The sequence below is a fragment of the Brevundimonas sp. S1H14 genome, from assembly GCF_047716865.1.
Taxonomy (GTDB): domain Bacteria; phylum Pseudomonadota; class Alphaproteobacteria; order Caulobacterales; family Caulobacteraceae; genus Brevundimonas; species Brevundimonas naejangsanensis.
This window is the reverse complement of sequence record NZ_CP136679.1, coordinates 809,919-825,386: the sequence shown is the minus strand read 5'-3', so window position 1 is coordinate 825,386 and position 15,468 is coordinate 809,919. Positions and strand designations below refer to the sequence as shown.

22 protein-coding genes and 1 pseudogene are annotated in these 15,468 nt (G+C 66.5%); 12 read left to right on the top strand and 11 right to left on the bottom strand.

Going from position 1 to position 15,468, the window contains the following annotated elements; all coding sequences use genetic code 11:
* The first annotated feature begins 129 nt into the window (after positions 1-129).
* The 3 genes from RSD66_RS04035 (at position 130) to RSD66_RS04025 (ending at position 2,936) form a co-directional block, all read left to right on the top strand.
* Positions 130-1,569 (top strand): IS1182 family transposase, encoded by a 1,440-nt coding sequence (locus RSD66_RS04035; protein WP_415289088.1) that lies wholly within the window; start codon positions 130-132, stop codon positions 1,567-1,569.
* A gap of 369 nt (positions 1,570-1,938) precedes the next feature.
* Positions 1,939-2,298 carry a hypothetical protein gene (locus tag RSD66_RS04030; RefSeq protein ID WP_415289087.1) on the top strand — a complete coding sequence of 120 codons (360 nt, stop codon included), beginning with the start codon at positions 1,939-1,941 and terminating at the stop codon, positions 2,296-2,298.
* 485 nt (positions 2,299-2,783) lie between these two features.
* Positions 2,784-2,936 carry a hypothetical protein gene (locus tag RSD66_RS04025; protein ID WP_415289086.1) on the top strand — a complete coding sequence of 51 codons (153 nt, stop codon included), beginning with the start codon at positions 2,784-2,786 and terminating at the stop codon, positions 2,934-2,936.
* Between the two features lie 291 nt (positions 2,937-3,227).
* Here the strand turns inward: RSD66_RS04025 and RSD66_RS04020 are convergent, their stop codons facing one another.
* A complete protein-coding gene (locus tag RSD66_RS04020; RefSeq protein ID WP_415289085.1) occupies positions 3,228-3,881 on the bottom strand; it encodes a class I SAM-dependent methyltransferase in 654 nt (217 codons plus the stop codon).
* Between the two features lie 858 nt (positions 3,882-4,739).
* On the opposite strand from RSD66_RS04020, the gene RSD66_RS04015 reads away from it, so the two are divergent.
* Positions 4,740-4,958 carry a hypothetical protein gene (locus tag RSD66_RS04015; protein ID WP_415289084.1) on the top strand — a complete coding sequence of 73 codons (219 nt, stop codon included), beginning with the start codon at positions 4,740-4,742 and terminating at the stop codon, positions 4,956-4,958.
* 118 nt (positions 4,959-5,076) lie between these two features.
* On the opposite strand, the gene RSD66_RS04010 is transcribed toward RSD66_RS04015, so the two are convergent.
* Positions 5,077-5,265 carry a hypothetical protein gene (locus RSD66_RS04010; RefSeq protein ID WP_415289083.1) on the bottom strand — a complete coding sequence of 63 codons (189 nt, stop codon included), beginning with the start codon at positions 5,263-5,265 and terminating at the stop codon, positions 5,077-5,079.
* Between the two features lie 203 nt (positions 5,266-5,468).
* Between RSD66_RS04010 and RSD66_RS04005 the strand changes: the two genes are divergently transcribed.
* From RSD66_RS04005 to RSD66_RS03995, 3 genes and pseudogenes are all read left to right on the top strand, one after another.
* Positions 5,469-5,705, top strand: coding sequence for a DUF5961 family protein (locus RSD66_RS04005; protein ID WP_415289082.1), 237 nt, complete (start codon positions 5,469-5,471; stop codon positions 5,703-5,705).
* A 69-nt stretch (positions 5,706-5,774) separates the two neighbouring features.
* The gene (locus RSD66_RS04000) at positions 5,775-6,632 is read left to right on the top strand and encodes a Ku protein (RefSeq protein ID WP_415289081.1); all 858 of its coding nucleotides are present in this window, start codon (positions 5,775-5,777) and stop codon (positions 6,630-6,632) included.
* 121 nt (positions 6,633-6,753) lie between these two features.
* Positions 6,754-6,906 (top strand): annotated as a pseudogene (locus RSD66_RS03995) (transposase); the annotation flags it as partial.
* 180 nt (positions 6,907-7,086) lie between these two features.
* Here the strand turns inward: RSD66_RS03995 and RSD66_RS03990 are convergent.
* Complete coding sequence (locus RSD66_RS03990; RefSeq protein ID WP_415289080.1) at positions 7,087-7,410, bottom strand: hypothetical protein; 324 nt, start codon at positions 7,408-7,410, stop codon at positions 7,087-7,089.
* A gap of 252 nt (positions 7,411-7,662) precedes the next feature.
* On the opposite strand from RSD66_RS03990, the gene RSD66_RS03985 reads away from it, so the two are divergent.
* The 5 genes from RSD66_RS03985 (at position 7,663) to RSD66_RS03965 (ending at position 10,166) form a co-directional block, all read left to right on the top strand.
* Positions 7,663-8,061, top strand: coding sequence for a hypothetical protein (locus tag RSD66_RS03985; RefSeq protein ID WP_415289079.1), 399 nt, complete (start codon positions 7,663-7,665; stop codon positions 8,059-8,061).
* 186 nt (positions 8,062-8,247) lie between these two features.
* The gene (locus RSD66_RS03980; RefSeq protein ID WP_415289078.1) at positions 8,248-8,409 is read left to right on the top strand and encodes a hypothetical protein; all 162 of its coding nucleotides are present in this window, start codon (positions 8,248-8,250) and stop codon (positions 8,407-8,409) included.
* A 359-nt stretch (positions 8,410-8,768) separates the two neighbouring features.
* Positions 8,769-8,894, top strand: coding sequence for a hypothetical protein (locus RSD66_RS03975; protein ID WP_415289077.1), 126 nt, complete (start codon positions 8,769-8,771; stop codon positions 8,892-8,894).
* A 214-nt stretch (positions 8,895-9,108) separates the two neighbouring features.
* Positions 9,109-9,579, top strand: a complete 471-nt coding sequence (locus tag RSD66_RS03970; RefSeq protein WP_415289076.1) for a mobile mystery protein A — start codon at positions 9,109-9,111, stop codon at positions 9,577-9,579.
* Positions 9,576-10,166 (top strand): mobile mystery protein B, encoded by a 591-nt coding sequence (locus RSD66_RS03965; protein WP_415289075.1) that lies wholly within the window; start codon positions 9,576-9,578, stop codon positions 10,164-10,166. The genes RSD66_RS03970 and RSD66_RS03965 overlap by 4 nt, the downstream gene beginning before the upstream one ends.
* A 445-nt stretch (positions 10,167-10,611) precedes the next feature.
* Here the strand turns inward: RSD66_RS03965 and RSD66_RS03960 are convergent, their stop codons facing one another.
* The 8 genes from RSD66_RS03960 to trbF are packed head-to-tail and all read right to left on the bottom strand — an operon-like array spanning position 10,612 to position 15,466.
* Entirely contained in the window at positions 10,612-10,989 is a 378-nt protein-coding gene (locus RSD66_RS03960) for an AlpA family phage regulatory protein (RefSeq protein ID WP_415289074.1), read from the bottom strand.
* Positions 10,979-11,164, bottom strand: a complete 186-nt coding sequence (locus tag RSD66_RS03955; RefSeq protein ID WP_415289073.1) for a hypothetical protein — start codon at positions 11,162-11,164, stop codon at positions 10,979-10,981. Before RSD66_RS03955 ends, RSD66_RS03960 begins: the two co-directional genes overlap by 11 nt.
* Positions 11,161-11,472 carry a hypothetical protein gene (locus tag RSD66_RS03950; protein WP_415289072.1) on the bottom strand — a complete coding sequence of 104 codons (312 nt, stop codon included), beginning with the start codon at positions 11,470-11,472 and terminating at the stop codon, positions 11,161-11,163. Before RSD66_RS03950 ends, RSD66_RS03955 begins: the two co-directional genes overlap by 4 nt.
* Entirely contained in the window at positions 11,469-12,080 is a 612-nt protein-coding gene (locus RSD66_RS03945) for a lytic transglycosylase domain-containing protein (RefSeq protein WP_415289071.1), read from the bottom strand. The genes RSD66_RS03950 and RSD66_RS03945 overlap by 4 nt, the downstream gene beginning before the upstream one ends.
* Positions 12,074-12,577, bottom strand: a complete 504-nt coding sequence (locus tag RSD66_RS03940) for a S26 family signal peptidase (RefSeq protein WP_415289070.1) — start codon at positions 12,575-12,577, stop codon at positions 12,074-12,076. Before RSD66_RS03940 ends, RSD66_RS03945 begins: the two co-directional genes overlap by 7 nt.
* Positions 12,574-13,755 (bottom strand): TrbI/VirB10 family protein, encoded by a 1,182-nt coding sequence (locus RSD66_RS03935; RefSeq protein ID WP_415289069.1) that lies wholly within the window; start codon positions 13,753-13,755, stop codon positions 12,574-12,576. The genes RSD66_RS03940 and RSD66_RS03935 overlap by 4 nt, the downstream gene beginning before the upstream one ends.
* Positions 13,752-14,804, bottom strand: a complete 1,053-nt coding sequence (locus RSD66_RS03930) for a TrbG/VirB9 family P-type conjugative transfer protein (RefSeq protein ID WP_415289068.1) — start codon at positions 14,802-14,804, stop codon at positions 13,752-13,754. The genes RSD66_RS03935 and RSD66_RS03930 overlap by 4 nt, the downstream gene beginning before the upstream one ends.
* Complete coding sequence (gene trbF / locus RSD66_RS03925) at positions 14,783-15,466, bottom strand: conjugal transfer protein TrbF (RefSeq protein ID WP_415289067.1); 684 nt, start codon at positions 15,464-15,466, stop codon at positions 14,783-14,785. The genes RSD66_RS03930 and trbF overlap by 22 nt, the downstream gene beginning before the upstream one ends.
* Positions 15,467-15,468: the final 2 nt, after the last annotated feature.

Genomic DNA, 15,468 nt, shown 5'->3' with positions numbered 1-15,468 from the left:
GCTGGATCGCATTTCCAGCGCCAGCCTAGGAGCGGACCTGCAGAAGATCAGCTATGAGTCGAGGCTGTGTGAAAACGCCTTTGGTCCGAGCGAATTAGGTTAGCCTCCCGGGGTCAGCAGGAGGTGGGTATGAGCCGCTTCGTTCAGGGTGCCGATCGCCGGCAGCAGACGCTGCTCCCCGAGTGTCTCGACGACTATGTGGCCGAGGATAATCCGGTCCGGGTGGTCGATGTCTTCATTGATGAGCTGGATTTGAAGGGTCTGGGGTTTGAGGGGATGACGCCCGCGGCGACGGGACGGCCCGCTTACCACCCGGCCACGCTGCTGAAGCTCTACGTCTACGGCTATCTGAACAAGGTGCAGTCGAGTCGTCGGCTGGAGCGCGAGGCGCAGCGCAACGTCGAGCTGATGTGGCTGACGGGCCGGCTGACGCCCGACCATAAGACCATCGCCGACTTCCGCCGCGAGAACGGCTCGGCGATCCAGGCGGCGTGCGCCCAGTTCGTAGTGCTGTGCCGCGGGCTCGGCCTGTTCGGCGCCGCCTTGGTCGCCATCGACGGCTCGAAGTTCAAAGCAGTGAACACCCGCGACCGCAACTTCACCGTGTACAAGGTGAAGCGGCGGATCGAACAGGTCGCCGAGCACATCGCCGGCTATCTGCAGGACCTGGATACGGCGGACCGGCAGGAAGGCGAAGCGGCCGAGGCGCGATCCGTGCGACTGGTCGAGAAGATCGATCGGCTCCGCGCCCAGATGGCGATGCTGAAGGCGATGGAGGCTGAGGTCGAGGCGTCACCTGACGGCCAGGTCTCCCTGACCGATTCAGATGCGCGAGCCATGGCGACGTCGGGTCGAGGCAGCGGCATCGTCGGCTACAACGTCCAGTCCGCCGTCGAAAGCGAGCATCACCTGATCGTCGCCCACGACGTGGTCATGACCGGCCTGGACAAGCATCAGCTGGCGTCCATGGCGCAGAAGGCCAAGGACGCCCTAGGCGTCGAGGCGCTCGATGTGCTGGCCGACCGCGGCTACTTCTCCGGCGAGGAGATCCTGGCCTGCGAAGCCATGGGCGTGACGCCCTATCTACCGAAGCCCCAGACCTCAGGCGCGAAGGCGGCGGGCCGGTTCGGCAAACAGGACTTCGTCTACCAGCCCGATCAGGACGCCTATCGCTGCCCGGCCGGTGCGCTGCTGCCGCGTCACATGACGACCGTCGAGAAAGGACTGACGTTGCACCGCTACTGGGACCGGGCCAGCTGCACCGGCTGTCGCCTCAAGCCTCAGTGTACGCCCAGCATCGAGCGTCGAGTTACGCGTTGGGAGCACGAGGCGGTGATTGATGCGCTCCAGACCCGGATGGACCTCGCTCCCCGCGCCATGCGCACCCGACGGCGGCTGGTCGAGCACCCGTTCGGAACGATCAAGGCCTGGATGGGCCACACCCACTTCCTCATGAGGCGGTTGCCCAACGTGAAGACCGAGATCAGCCTCCACATCCTGGCCTACAACATGAAGCGGGTGATGGCGGTGCTGGGGACCAAGCCGCTGATCCAAGCCCTCCGAACCTGAGGAGCGGGCTCTGCGCGCCTCAGCCACAGACCCCCGGCGTCAGCGCCCGGGAGTTTTTACACGGCCTCAGTCAGGAGCGAACCCCTCCCTTGCTCCCTCCTTCGCATGAGACACCGGCCCGAAAGCGGACCTCCTAAACGTCCGCAATGAGTCAGCATGAGCCATTCGGCCAATCTATGAGCGTAGAGGCTGCACCTGACTCTTAGCGGCGATCAGGAATGTCCGGTTGGGAAGCGGGCTAAGGAACTTGGCCCGCAGCGGAGCTTATTGCGCGCTAGTTCGCATGCAAGCCCGAAGAGTTGGACATATCCTCTCCTGCGAACGCTGTTGTCTCATGCTAGGGTCGCTGACTACGGAGCTGATTCCCACGTGCACCACGACTACGTCGAACTGAACCGGACGTTTCTCGTCCTGCCGCCCGCCGAGACGGATGCGCCAGCGGAAGACTTGGCACCGGGCTTCGGCGCACCGCTGAATTGGACCGACCTATTGGCGGACCGCCGCGTGGTGCTGCTGTCGGAAGCGGGCTCTGGCAAAACCGCGGAAATCCGCTCCACGGCCCGGCGACTGAGGGCGGAGGGACGGCCCGCCTTCTTCCTGCGCCTAGAGTTTCTGGTCGATGGGTTCGACACCGCCTTCGAGGAGGGGACGGACGAGGAATTCGAGGCCTGGCTGGGTCCAGCGAGGAGGGCTGGCTATTTCTGGATTCAATCGACGAGGCCCGGCTGAAGAGCCCCAGGGATTTCGAGGCGGCGATCCGCCGGGTCGCGGTCCGCCTGAAGGCCGCCCGATCGCGGACGCGGATCCTGATCACTGGGCGCGCCACAGCCTGGCGACCGGTCTCTGACCAGGCCGCGCTCGCCACCTACAGCGGCCTGTTCGACTATGTACGAAAGCTGTTCGCCGAGACGCCTCTGGCCCGCCGACGCGGCTACACCCCCGGGTCGCTTCTCGTTCAACGTTGCGCAGAGGCGGTGCCCGGTCTGCGAAGGCGAAGGCTTCGTGATGCTGGAGCTGCTGATCCTGCCCAGCGTCTGCGCCCTCTGCTCGACCTGCCATGGGAGCCGCTACAATCCTCAGACGCCGAGGTCGATTGGAACGGCCGCAACATCGCCCAGGTGCTGGAGTTGATGGCGGAGGAAGCGTGCGATTCTTCGCAGGCGAGCCGCAGGACATGCGTTCGCTCGACGTGCTGCGGCAGATCGGCCTCGGCTATGCGGCTCGGGCAGCCGGCGACGGAACTGTCGGGCGGCGAGGCGCAACGGATCAAGCTGGCGACGGAACTGCAACGCGCGCAGCGCGGCGATACGCTCTATATCCTTGATGAACCGACCTCAGGCTGCATCCTTACGAAGCCGGCCGGCTGATGCGGCGCCTGCAGGGTCTGGTCGACACCGGCAACGCGATCGTCATCGTCGAACACGACATGAGGACGATCGCCAGGTGGATGACATCATCGATCTCGGCCCGGGTGCTGGCGAGGCCGGCGGATGCATCGTCGCGTGCGGGCGCCCGCTTCAGCGGCGTCGAGACCGGGCGCGCTCGCGCGCCGCAAAGACCCTGGCGTTCGTTTCATCGCGCAGCCAAGCCTCACTCAGGAATCCGGGGTGGCGCGGGCGGGCGCAAACCGTCGGCCGGCGGGCCGGACTCAGCGACGGCTAGCGCCTTGTCGCGTGCCAGCCGCGGATCATGAAGGCCTGAAAGAAGGAGATCGGCGTTTCGAAACCGGCTTTGCGCCACAGCGCCTCGGTCTCGGATGGGTTGAGAACGCTCAGCGTGTTCCGCATCATCATCTCAAGCTTCGCCAGGGAATCCGGCGTGGCCCCCATCACCTTCTGAACCTGTTTCCAGTCTTCCAGCATGGGCGGAAATTCCGCCGCCTCGAGGTCGCAGCTGATCTCGGCGCTGACGAACCGCCCGCCCGGCCTCAATCGGCTATGAATGGCGCGGTAAAAGGCGGGCCGTTCGCTCCGGTTGATGAAGTGGGCGACCAGCAGGCTCACCGCCGCGTCGAACGGTCCCTCCGGCGCATCCTCGGCATATCCCTGCAGAAGCCTGCACCGCTGCAGCACGCCCGCCTGCTCCAGCCTCACGCGCCCGACGCCGAGCATTTCGGCGGAAGGGTCGATTCCAACGAAGGACCAGTCCGGGCGCGCCCGGGCCAGCGCCAGGATTTCCGCCCCCGTTCCCACCCCCACGCACAGCAGGCGCGCTTCGCGAGGCAGGTCGGCCAGAACCAGCTGGGTCAGAAAATGAAGGTTGTCGGAGATCGGCGCGAGCCCTCTGTTCCGACGATCATAGGCGTCGGCCATTTCCTGGTTGAAAAAAGGCTGGGGTGCGGGCGCTGGGGTAGATGACATGGTTACATTGTAACGCCGAGCGGGCTGAGCAGCCACCCTCTTCGCCGCCGGCTCAGGATCGGGCCAGGCGATCGACAAGACGGAAGCCGTCCAGTCCCCGAAACTCTGCGGATTCCTCTCGCCGCGGGGCGCAGGCGGCGGCGGCGTCTCCGCGGCGCCGCCAGGATGTTGCGCCGTGCCGGTCTCCTGCGGTCGACCTCGCCCGTGGACGGCGTCGTCCTGGTTCGGCGTGAGATCCCGTCATCGCTGAACCGCCCCATCCCGGGGCGGCTTTGGCGGGGATTTGGTGCGTGCAGGCCCGCCCGATATCCAAGGCGAGGCCCTGCCGGCGGCCGAAAGGAGCCGGTCGCAGCGACCGCCCCAGTGATCGGACAAATGAGATTTCGCGCTTCGCCTGACCCGAACCGGCGCTCGGATTTAGCGGCGAGGCGACCGTCGCGCCCTCGCCCTCAATGCGAGACGAAGAGGCCCTCCGTCCATGGAAGCGCCCGTTCCCGCCAGCCGTTCCTCACCCCCGGAAGCGGCGTTCCTCAGATGTGCGCCTTGCTCGGTATCTCCTGCCATTCGTCGTCCTCCCTGGCCGCCACGTCGCGATGGCAGGACAAGAGCCTGCCGTCGTCGGCTCAGGCGTCGACGGCCCGCTGCTCGGTTCTCGTTGCTCGGCGGTGACGGCTCGCCGCCGAGCTGCCTCATCGCCCGGTGTATCTGTCGGCGTTCATTGACCAGACAGAAGCGGGTCGGCTCGCCGTTTGCGGGAACAATTCCGGACGTTGTCCTCTCCTAAGGAGAAGACATGAGAGGAAACGTCCGATGACCGATCCAAAGCAGTCGGAGGGCCGGCGACGAAACGCCGCCCTTCCCGGCGGCAAGCCCGACGCCGACACGTCTGAGGAGGCCGTGCGCCGGGTGGGGCGCGAATCCCGGCGTCGCGCGGGCCCGGACGGACCGGACGCGCGCGAGATCGGCGATACCTTCAAACAAGAGCCGCCCGCCTCCCCTTCCCCCGCTAAGCCCCGTGGCGGCGTCTGAGCGCGTCAGGACGAACGCCGCCGCCCCATAAGGGATCCGCAGGCTTGACCGCCCGGTCAGCAACCCCGTGGGCCCTGAGATTTCGCGCCTCACACAGCAGCGGATAGTTGTCTCGTCCTCAGGGGCGCCGTTGATCGTCGCCGGCCGCCTCATCGGCGCTGCCGAACACGCGAACCCCCGTGGCGCTCGAGTGGAGAGGGGCGAGCGTGCGCGCTTCCGCTTCGGCTTCGATACGCGTTTCGGCTTCCAGAAACTCCATGTGAGGAACACTGGAGGCGGAAAGGTCGATCAGACAGAAATAGGGCACAGAGAACTCCCGGGCCGTTCAGGCGGGAGTGTGCGGCGTGCGTCACCGATCTCTTCCAGTCGCAGGCGCCCAGATCTCGGTCTGCGATGCGTCCATCCTAGGCCCTGGCGGACGGACAAGTCCAGTTGCGCCGCGGAACCGGTTCGGGACGAATCGGGGAATCCTTTTCCGCAGGCGGGCGTTTGAGACAAGAGGAGCCGAGAATGAACGATCCCGAACAGCATCGCTATTTCGCCTATTCCGAAGGCCTCGGTCGGGCCCACGGCCACATCTTGAAGGCCGGAAGCCTTGAAGCGGCGGCCGTCGGATATACAGAACTCTATTCGCCGCCGGTGGACGCCGGCGACGAGATCCGCATCTTCGTGGCGGAGCTGGACGGCGGGCGGGAGCACTGCTTCGTCATCGACCTGGGCGACGGGCAGGCGGAGCCCTGCGCCTGAACCCAGGGAGCGAATCCCCGGGCCTGGTGTTGAGTCTGCGGCGCATGCGGCGCCGCCCGGAGGTCCGACATGGCTTATCGCCCCACCTGGCAGGGACACCTGCGCCTCTCTCTCGTCACCTGCCCGGTCGCGCTCTACACGGCCACCAGCTCGGGCGGAGAGGTTCACTTCAACCTCATCAATCCCAACACCAACAACCGCATCCGCATGGTGACGACGGACCCGGACACCGGTCCCGTCGAACGCTCGTCGCTCGTCAAGGGCTATGCGGTGGCGAAAGACGAATATATCCTGCTGACCGACGAGGAGATCAAATCGGTCAAGCTCGAGAGCACCAAGACGATCGACATCGAACGCTTCGTCCCGGAGGAGGAGATCGATCGCCTCTACTGGGACAATCCCTATTATCTCGCGCCCGCGGGCGCTCTGGCCGAGGAGGCCTTCGGCGTCATCCGCGAGGCCATGCGGTCCGAAGGCAAGATCGCCCTGGGCCGCGCCGTCTTGTCGACGCGTGAGCGGCTGCTGGCGTTGGAGCCGCGTGATCGGGGCATCCTGGCCTACTCCCTTCGAACGCGCGGCGAGGTGCGGGCGTCACGGGAGGTCTTCGGCGCCATCTCGGACCAGGCGCCCGACCCGGCCATGGTCGAGATCGCCCGGCGTATCATCGAGCAGAAGGCCGGACCGTTTAATCCGGACCAGTTCGTCGATCGTTATGAGGAAGCGCTCAAGGCCCTGATCGCCGCCAAGCAGAAGGGCAGGACGCCGGTCCGCGCCGCCGAGCCCGAAGACACGAATGTGGTGGACCTGATGGCGGCCCTGCGCGCCAGCCTGAAAGGCGGCGCCGCGCCCCGACGTCGGGGCGGCGCCAAGAGCCCGGGCGCGCCGGCGAAGGCGGGACGAACGCCCTCTCGACGCAAGACCGGTTGAGCCGCTGCGGACACCGCGAAACCTTGGCCGAGCGACGGTGTTGGTCGCTGGTGACGTGCCCCTGAGAATTTCCTCCACGCAGAGCGAGCGAGCTGGCGCAAGCACGGCGGGGGCGGAGCGCACGATCCACGCCTGGAAAGCAAGCTTCGGCGGGATGAGCGTCTCGGACGGCCAGCGCCTGCGGGCCCTGGAAGATGAGAACGGCAGGTTGAAGCGGCTTTTGGCCGACGCCATGCTCGACAAGGCGGCGCTGAACGATCTGCTGTCAAAAAAGTGGTATCCGAGCGTGCGGGGGAGAGAGACTTCGCTGCATTCCGACTAGAAGAGATTGAACACGTCGAAGAGGCTTACGCCGACACGTTCGGCGCGCCGCCTGGTCAGAACGATGGAACCCGGACTGGTCAATCAATCGGTCAATTGGAACGGCGGCTCGGGTAGAGCCGCCCTCCAGGCTTCAATTCCTGCCCTGCACGATGTCGCGGTTGGCGGCCCTGGTCTTGGGGCCCTGCGTATCCATGGCCTCGGTACGGTCGGGTCGGTTCGCATGATTGGCGCCCTGCTGAACGGCTTCTCCGTCCAAGGCCTCCCCTTCGTCCATATAGTCGGACACCTCGCCAGCGGCGGGCGGGGCGAGCGAGCTGTCGGCGAGATCTGAAGCCGCGTAAGCGCGAGGTTCTTCCTTGCGGTCCTGATCTGTCGCCTGGTCGCGTGGAGCCAGGGGATCGGTCGCGGCGTCCTGGGCGGTCGCCGTGGACGATGACGTATTCTGATGTAGCATGTCTTGCTCCTTCGTTGCCTCTATCGAAGGAAGCGCGACGCTCTCCGTTCCATACCGCTCAGGCTAGGTTTCGCCGAGGGCTTTGGGCTGCAACCCAAGGCGGATCCAGCCCATGTGAACTTCGGCAGGGGCGTTGTCCCAGCGACCTGATCTGACGGCAGACCATATGCAATCGAGAGGCTTGGATGTTTGCGCGCGAAGGCGCAGAAGGCTAAGTCTAGCCGCACAGAACACTGTTCCATATGAACCCTCATGCGCAATAAGATCATCGCGGCCATCGGCGCCGCAGCCGTCATCGGCGGCGCCTTCGCGGCTAGCGCCGTCCTCAGCCCGGAACCAAAGGTCCCGGCTTCAACGAGAGCCATGCATGAAGTGGGGCCCGGCTTCTACGTTGTCGCGGTCCAGCCCAATGCCGATCCAGCGACGTTCGAAGACCTCGCGGGCCTGAAGTGTCTGGACGTCGACAATTGCATGGTCGGGTTCTGGAAACAGGGCGAGGAGCCCAGGGCCCTCCCCTTCACCGAGGCGGAGATCAAGGCCCAGCTCTTTGCCTACGCGGTCAATCGTGAAACGGGGTTCAAGCGTGTGGCGTGGGATTGTGCGGCCTATCCGGCGACGCCCAGCAAGGAGTGTATGGCTAAGGCGGGGTGAGGGCGGAAGCGAACGCTCGCAAGTGCTGCTGACGGCGAACTGGCTAGGTATCTAGATTTGCGCTTTGCGCCCCAGTGGAAGGGACTAACCTTCACATCCGACCCACCCGGAACCTCATCGGCAGAAACTTTCTGCTGATCTCCGCGGGGGACGTTCACTCTGTGGCGGAAAATAGAGGAGGTCAGCATGAGCGCACTGAAGCACACCGATTGCCACGCTGCGAAAGCGGCCCCTCGGGCCGCTCCGCCGCAATCTGAGCGCCACACGAACGAAGCGATCGATTACGATTTGTTGTGCGATGAGGTGATGGCGAAATTTCCGCGGATCCTCAAGCGCCTTGCGGAATGAGCCCGGCTGGCTCACGTCCGAGGGGCTGATACACATCAACAAGCGGATGACCGCCGCAACAGGTGAACCCCGCTTGTTACGGAGCACCGACCTTCTTGAGGGGCGCTCGCGCGTCCACAGAATCTTTGGCGCTACGAGGGTGTGGACGACATCGCCGTTTTGGCCACGTCGTTTCTGTTCGGCGTGGTCCGCGACCATCCGTTCGCCCATGGCGACAAAGGAACTGCATTCACCGCCGCAATCGGCTTTCTCGGCCTCAACGACTGGGCCTTTGCCTTAGTCGATGACATCAACTGCGCTGCGCACATCATCAATGTGATTAAGGGCGAGGCGACTGAGCAGTCGTTCACGCCCGCGCGGTGCTCGAGGCCCTGGCGGCATATTACAACCAACGGGGACCGCACTCGAAGCTCGGCTGGCTGGCGCCGCAGGCCTACGCGCAAAGCCCTTGCCGGAAACGCCGAGCGGCCTGCTGCGCTGGTTGAGGGCTGCGCAGGCCGCCCCATCGCCAACCCAACCGATCTTTACGGACTCTCGTTATGGCGGGATGAGAAACGGGGTCATGTGCGGCCGCGACGGCGGCGCTCCTTATGTATCATTATAATGCACCAAGTTTGTTAGAATTGGTTTATTATAATAGACCTAAATATTGACTTTTGGTCGACTATAGGGCGCCATTAATTCAAAGGATGGTTGACTATGGTCAAACGCAGCGATGGGCAGGCCCTGGCCCGAAAGCATTTAGACAGGCAATTTGAAGCGATGTCGCTCAAAGCCATGACGCGCCCGCCGAGAGGTTGGTTGCGCGCGATTCGTGACGCCCTCGGCATGACCTCGCGCCAGCTTGCCTCCAAGATGGGGAAGACTCACACGACGATCACTGCTCTTGAGAAAGGCGAGGTCACCGGCACGACCACGCTTAACAGTTTGCGCGACGCTGCCGAGGCCATGAACTGCACGCTTGTCTATGCGATCGTGCCGAACGGTTCGCTAGAAGAGATGGTGCGCAAGCAAGCTCTCAAACTTGCCCAAGCGCAGCTTGCCCGCGTGAACCACACGATGCGGTTGGAGAACCAGGCCGTCGCGCGCTCCGATCTTGCTGAACAGCTTGAACGACTGGCCGAAGAAATTCGACGCGAAGGCGGCAGCCGTATCTGGGAGGCGTCGTGAGCGACCCGCTCTTTGACCCAGATGACGAAGCAGCAACGCCCATCACACCCGATGAGCGACGGCAGCTCATCCCAACATACATCACGACCCGCGATCAGCTGAACGAGGCTGAGCAGATCGGCATTGCCGAAGCCGACCGCTGGGCGTTCGGCCGCAAACGTGACGTGCTCGACGAAGACTTTCTTCTCACCCTCCACAAACGCATGCTCCGCAGCGTGTGGAAATGGGCGGGCACGTTTCGCACCACCGAGCGCAATATCGGCATTGAGGCGTACCGCATCGGTGTCGAACTGCGCGGCCTCATCGGTGATGTGCGGTACTGGGTCGAGAACGGCGCCTACGATGCCGACGAGATCGCGGTTCGGTTTCACCACCGTCTCGTATCGATCCATCTTTTTCCGAATGGCAACGGCCGGCATGCCCGCTTGGCTGCCGATCTTCTCGCCGTCGCGCTCGGACGCGAGCGCTTCACATGGGGAAGCGCTAACCTTGTCCAAGCCGCGGAAACACGCGCTCGCTATATCGCGGCGCTCCGTGCAGCAGACAATCACGACCTCGCCCCCCTGATCGAATTTGCACGCTCCTAAGCAACCAAGGCCGTCGTATGGAAAAGATCCAGAAGGCGCTCAACGAACAGCTCAAAAAGCGCCGCAACTCGCGCTCACAAACTGATCACCCGGAAGCTTGATGAGATCGGGGCTTCGTCCCGCCCGAATCCGCGTGATGTCGAGGCGATAAGGCCCAGGTATCGAGCTGATTAGGGATCATTGAACCGGCGCGGAGCCCGTGAGGTTCGTGGCCGGCTTTTACGGAAGCGCCAAGCCAGGCCGAAGAGCCGAGACAGGGCTTGTGACGTTAGGCTCGGTCGGTCCCTGACGCTTTTGGTCCTCAAAGATACCGCTGCGCGAAAAACGCTACTTCTCCGCGTCGGGGACTATCCGCTTTACCGTGCCACTCAATGTCGCCTTTGACAGGGTCGCCATGCCCGCTGTTGGCGCGACGCCGCCCTCAAGCATTCGCCCTCTCCAAGGATCAGAAATCGAAGCCGAGCTGTCCCTCTGCGATAGAGGGTTTTCGCCTGCCGCCTGAAGCTTTGGGCCGCGCGGTTGCGGTCGACATCTCCTTTGCGGGACTTCGCGAGGTTGCGAGTGCGGGGAAGCTCCTACCCTCCTGCCGCCGTACGGGGGCCCGTGCGGCCACCGGCGGCGGCTGGGGAATCGTCGAACCGCGGCTCTCGTTCCAGGCGACGATGTCGCGCTCTCGCCAGGCCACGCGTCCGGGAGAGATCGGCACGGGTTTCGGGAAATCCCCCGACTGCCGCATGCGCCACGCGGTCGTCCGACCCAGTCCGGTGATGTCCCGCACCTCTCGCCAGGCCAGGAATCGATCAAGACCCGCCTCAAGGGCCATGACGCTGTTCCAGGATCGAGGTGAGGCGGTCCCCCATGACGGCGGCGAGCGCGGCGGCGTCGTTGGCCGCATCCAGCGGATCGCGGCTCCACCAGACCAGCAGCACAGCCTTAAGCGGATAGCTGACCGCCGGATCGTTCAGCAGGATCTCGAGACTCGGACGTTGAGACGTCATGACCCGGCCTCCCGCCGCCGCGCCTCGCGCCTCAGCCGCTGCCGCTCGCTGGAAGATGCGGCCGGGGCGGTGATCTGCGCCTTGGCCCAGGCCTCCAGCAGGTCCAGGGGATAGTAGGGCTTGTTGCGGATGTGGCGGCACGGGGGACCGCCCGAGCCGGTGGAATAGGCGCGCGCCAGGGTGGTCGGCTTCATGCGGATGCCCCTGCTCCCCAGAAAGGCGGACGCCTCGGCCCGCGTCAGCAAGGTCTCCGTCGCAGGTTGGACGACGGGACCGCCGGCGTCATGCGGCTGCCCGATGAAGGTCACGACCCGGCCTCCGCCGGCGCGCATTCCCGCGAGGACCGGACCCCGCGTCCCGCCGTGAGCGCGAGGTAGCAGTTGATCACCGAGACGACATAGGCCTGTGTTTCCGGGATGTTCGGAATCCGGCCCAGTCGGGCGACCCGATCCGGACCGGCATTATAGGCCGCGAGGGCGAGGCGAAGGTCGCCGAAGCGAAGGATCTGACGCGCCAGATAATCAGCCCCGCCGCGTAGGTTCTCGTAGGGGTCGAAGCGATCGCGCACCCCGAGGTCCGCGGCGGCGCCCGGCATCAGCTGCGTCAGGCCGCAGGCGCCCGCATGGGAGCAGACCTGGGCGCGATAGGCGCTTTCCACGGCGACGAGGGCGTGAAGCAGCTTGCGATCCAGGCCGTGACGGTCCGCCGCTTCCGCGATGGCGTCGGCGAAGGGCTGGTCCAGATCCGCGAGACGGACAACCTCGAGGTCTTCGGCCTCGGGCGCCAGCGCGGCGGGAGCGACGCCCGCGAAGAGATCGCCCCCGGCGGAGCGCCAGTCGATCGGCGTCTGGGCGGCGACGGGCGCGCCGCTCGCGAGCGCGAACAGAGCAGTGAGGACGAGGCGATGTCTCACCATGTCAGGGTCTCCCGGTAAACGCCCTCGATCTGGGCGGTTCGGACCGGTCCGAAGTACCGGCCGTCGAGGCTGGACGGCGTATCGCCGAGCAGGAGTCGTTCGTCGGGCGCCAGCCGCCGGCATCCGCGCCAGGTCGGAAGGCCCTGGCCGCCGCTGCCGCGGGCCTGGATCCGCACGCTGCGCATCGGGGCGATCAGCCAGCGACCGTCCGAGCACACTTTATCTCCGCCGGTCGCGGCCACCCGTTTGATGAGGCGCACCTCCGCCGGCATGCCCTGCCGCGCGAGATAGGCGCGGACCGAGGCGGGCTGACGCAGCGAGACCACTGCGCCCCGCCCGATCTCAGCAGAGGCCGTGCGGACGTAGACGCCCCTGGGCAGGCTCGGGCTCTCGTTGATCAGGGCGACGGCCGGGCGCTGCGCGGAAACGGCGCCGAGGGCCAGAAGCCCGACGGCGGGCGCGAAGGCGACGGGGAGTAGACGGCGAAGACGGGTCATCGGCGGTAAGGCTCCAGGATCAGGTCGCGGGTGATCAGCACGCGCACAGGCGCGCCGGCGCGAACCCGGATGGTCGGCTGAACGCCGAGCTCGCGATCGACGAGCCGGCCGGCGACCTGGGAGGCCTCGATCGAAGCCGCGCTTCCCGCGCTGGCCGCGAACGACCGGTCCGCCGATCCGCCGCGAGCGAGTTCGCCCAGAGTTGTGACGGCGCCGGCGAACAGGGCGGTCGCGCCCAGCGGCAGGAGACGCCGGTCGACGTCTCCCCGAACCCCTACCGCCCCTTGCGCGTCCACGCCCGGTTCTTCGGACAGGATGAGGCTCTTGCCGTTCGGGAGGATCATCCGATCCCAGACCAGGAAGGCCCTTCGATCTCCGTGGGCGCTCTCGCCCTCGTGGCGGCCGATCAACCGCGTCCCCTGGGGCACGACCAGATGGCGTCCCGTGATGGAGTCGAAGACATTCTGGCTGACTGTGGCCACGACCGGCCCCGGCCGCGCGGTGTCGACGGCCGTCAGCAGGACGCCGGGAATGACGGCGCCGGCCTTCAGCTCATAGGGCGAGACCGGCGCCAGCAGACCGTGCGGACTGTAGATCGCCCCATGGTCCCGCATCGCTCCGGAGCTCGCCCCCTGCGGCCCGCCGTCGCTCGCCGCGGCCTGAGCGCCGGCCGACGGTCCGCCGAAGAACAGTCCCGACGCCGCGGCTTGCTCGGCCGGCCGGGGCGTCCTGGGCGCCGACGCGTACTGCGGCGCAGGCACGCGGGCGGGCGGCGGGGCGGCAGACGCCGCCCCTGCCTCAGGCGCCGCGCCGCGCCGCTCGGGCAAGGTCGGGGACTGGGCGAGACGGTCATAGCTCGCCGGTTGATCGGTGATACGGTCCGACGGCCGAACGCGGCCCCGCGCCTCGCCGGCGCGTTCGGCGGCAGTGGCGTCGCGCGCCTGGCGGGTGATCTGAGGCTGGATGACGAAGGCCCAGGCCAGCGATCCGGAGACGAGCAGGGCTCCTGCCATGACGGCGCCCTGAACCACCCGCTTGCGGATGCGCACCGCGCCCGGTCGCGGCGCGCGCCCCATCAGGGGCGGCGCCGGCGCCTTGGGGGCTGGCGGGGCCGACGTCGCCGCCGGCTGCCCCGGGTCGTCGACTTCGGCGGTATGCGCGGTGGAAACCTCGGTCATCTGGCGGCTCCCGGAATCCGACGGATTCGGACGATCTGCGGCCGTCGATCGCCGAGCCGGAGCTCTGCCTCGTCGAAGAGGCGATCGACGATGAGGACGCTGTCGGCCTGCCGGTAGTTGACCAGCTGAAGCTCGCCCTCGGTCCTGACGAACACGGCCGGCGCTTCGTCGATCGCCGCCTCTGGCGAAAGGGTGATGAAGGTGCGGGTCCCGTCATTGAAGACGGCGGTCGGCGCCCAGCGCGGCGCGCGCCCTCGAGCCTCGACCCTGTATCCAGCGTCGAGCGGGGCCTGGGGCGTCGCCGCCGCCACATCGACCGGCGGGGGACCGGACAGGGCGTCCGCATCCAAGCGCGGCGGTGCGCGCCCGTAGTCCCATTCGACGGCGACGTTGAAGGCCTCGGCTCCGCCGCTTCGCAAGGTGAGCAGATAGACCCGCCGGCTCGTGGTCAGGACCAGGTTGGTCTCGAGACCCGCCTGCAGCGGCTTGATCAGGACATGGGTCCGTGCTGCGACCCCGGCGCCCGACTGGCTCTCGCCGATCTGCCAGCGCACCGTGTCCCCGGCCGCCTTCGCCGAGACCGTCTCCCCGGGCGCCAAGGTCAGGGTGGTGACCCTCAGCGGAGCGGTCCAGACTTCATAGACGCGTCCGTCCGACCAGGCGAACACCTGAACCCCGCCGACGAAGGCGTCTGCGCTGGACGCGGCGCGAGCGGACCGGTTCGCTTCGGCGATCGCCGCCCGGCCGGAAGGCGGCGCCTCCGTTGGACGGGCCGGCGTCGGAGACCGCAAATGTGGGACGGCGGCGATCTCCGCCAGGTACGGGCGCGCCGCCGAGGCCGGTTCCCCAAGCAATGGCAGGGCCTCGGACGGGACCTCGATGTCCTGAACCGAAGGAACGATGGATGGGCTATCCGCCGTGACCGGCGGCGCCCGAAGGGCCATCGGGTCAGCGTCGATGGCGCGACTGGACAGAAGGGTGCAGCCAGACAGCAAAAAAGCGGCGCCGACCGACACGGCGGTCGGGCTCAGGAAGCGTCGGGGGTCCATGAGACATCCTCGATCTTGAGGCCAAGGGGATTGCGCATCAGCTCGGCCTCATTGCGCGGCGGCTGATGGGCGACGGTGATCAGGGCGCGCCAGCGCTCCGCCCCGGCCTGCTGACCGTTGACGAAGCGCGTCTCTCGCCACTGGAGGTCAAAGGTGCGCTCGCTTCGGCGCACGACGTTGAGCACCTCGACGTTGACCGCCTCGCGGCCGGCCTCGGCGAAGGGGTCGTTGGCCTGGACCCAGTCGTTCAGAAAAACCGAGGCCTTCGGCGTGAGGAGGTCATAGGCCCGCAGCCAGTTCTGCCGGATCACGATCGGATCGATCGACTTGGAGCGCACGTCCCGGATCCATTGGGCCAGGGCGTAGCCGGTCTGGGCCTCGGTCGGCTCGTAACGACCGTCAAGGGCGGTGATCCTCTGGGTCTGGCCCCAGTCGGACACCTCGACGACGAAGGGCTTCACCACCGCCCGGTCGGCCTGGACCCACCAGCCTGCGCCAAGGAAGGCGGCCAGCCCAAGATTGGCGAGGGCGATCCGCCGCCAGTTGCGGGCGTGGGCGATCGAGAGCCCCATACGGTCGTCCCAGACCTGGCCGGCCCTCTGGTAGGGCGTAGCCTCCGGCGACGCCGTCAGGGCGCGCTTGGGCTTGAAGAAGGGATGCATGC

Coding starts and splice junctions, on each gene's coding strand:
- RSD66_RS04005 (WP_415289082.1), top strand. CDS start 5,469: ATGAACGATCCCGAACAGCATCGCTATTTCGCCTATTCCGAAGGCCTC.
- RSD66_RS03960 (WP_415289074.1), bottom strand. CDS start 10,989: ATGGCCCTTGAGGCGGGTCTTGATCGATTCCTGGCCTGGCGAGAGGTG.
- trbF (WP_415289067.1), bottom strand. CDS start 15,466: ATGCATCCCTTCTTCAAGCCCAAGCGCGCCCTGACGGCGTCGCCGGAG.
- RSD66_RS04020 (WP_415289085.1), bottom strand. CDS start 3,881: ATGGCCGACGCCTATGATCGTCGGAACAGAGGGCTCGCGCCGATCTCC.
- RSD66_RS04000 (WP_415289081.1), top strand. CDS start 5,775: ATGGCTTATCGCCCCACCTGGCAGGGACACCTGCGCCTCTCTCTCGTC.
- RSD66_RS04035 (WP_415289088.1), top strand. CDS start 130: ATGAGCCGCTTCGTTCAGGGTGCCGATCGCCGGCAGCAGACGCTGCTC.
- RSD66_RS03930 (WP_415289068.1), bottom strand. CDS start 14,804: ATGGACCCCCGACGCTTCCTGAGCCCGACCGCCGTGTCGGTCGGCGCC.
- RSD66_RS03985 (WP_415289079.1), top strand. CDS start 7,663: ATGCGCAATAAGATCATCGCGGCCATCGGCGCCGCAGCCGTCATCGGC.
- RSD66_RS04015 (WP_415289084.1), top strand. CDS start 4,740: ATGACCGATCCAAAGCAGTCGGAGGGCCGGCGACGAAACGCCGCCCTT.
- RSD66_RS03970 (WP_415289076.1), top strand. CDS start 9,109: ATGGTCAAACGCAGCGATGGGCAGGCCCTGGCCCGAAAGCATTTAGAC.
- RSD66_RS04025 (WP_415289086.1), top strand. CDS start 2,784: ATGCGGCTCGGGCAGCCGGCGACGGAACTGTCGGGCGGCGAGGCGCAA.
- RSD66_RS03955 (WP_415289073.1), bottom strand. CDS start 11,164: ATGACGTCTCAACGTCCGAGTCTCGAGATCCTGCTGAACGATCCGGCG.
- RSD66_RS03935 (WP_415289069.1), bottom strand. CDS start 13,755: ATGACCGAGGTTTCCACCGCGCATACCGCCGAAGTCGACGACCCGGGG.
- RSD66_RS03945 (WP_415289071.1), bottom strand. CDS start 12,080: ATGGTGAGACATCGCCTCGTCCTCACTGCTCTGTTCGCGCTCGCGAGC.
- RSD66_RS03990 (WP_415289080.1), bottom strand. CDS start 7,410: ATGCTACATCAGAATACGTCATCGTCCACGGCGACCGCCCAGGACGCC.
- RSD66_RS03940 (WP_415289070.1), bottom strand. CDS start 12,577: ATGACCCGTCTTCGCCGTCTACTCCCCGTCGCCTTCGCGCCCGCCGTC.
- RSD66_RS03980 (WP_415289078.1), top strand. CDS start 8,248: ATGAGCGCACTGAAGCACACCGATTGCCACGCTGCGAAAGCGGCCCCT.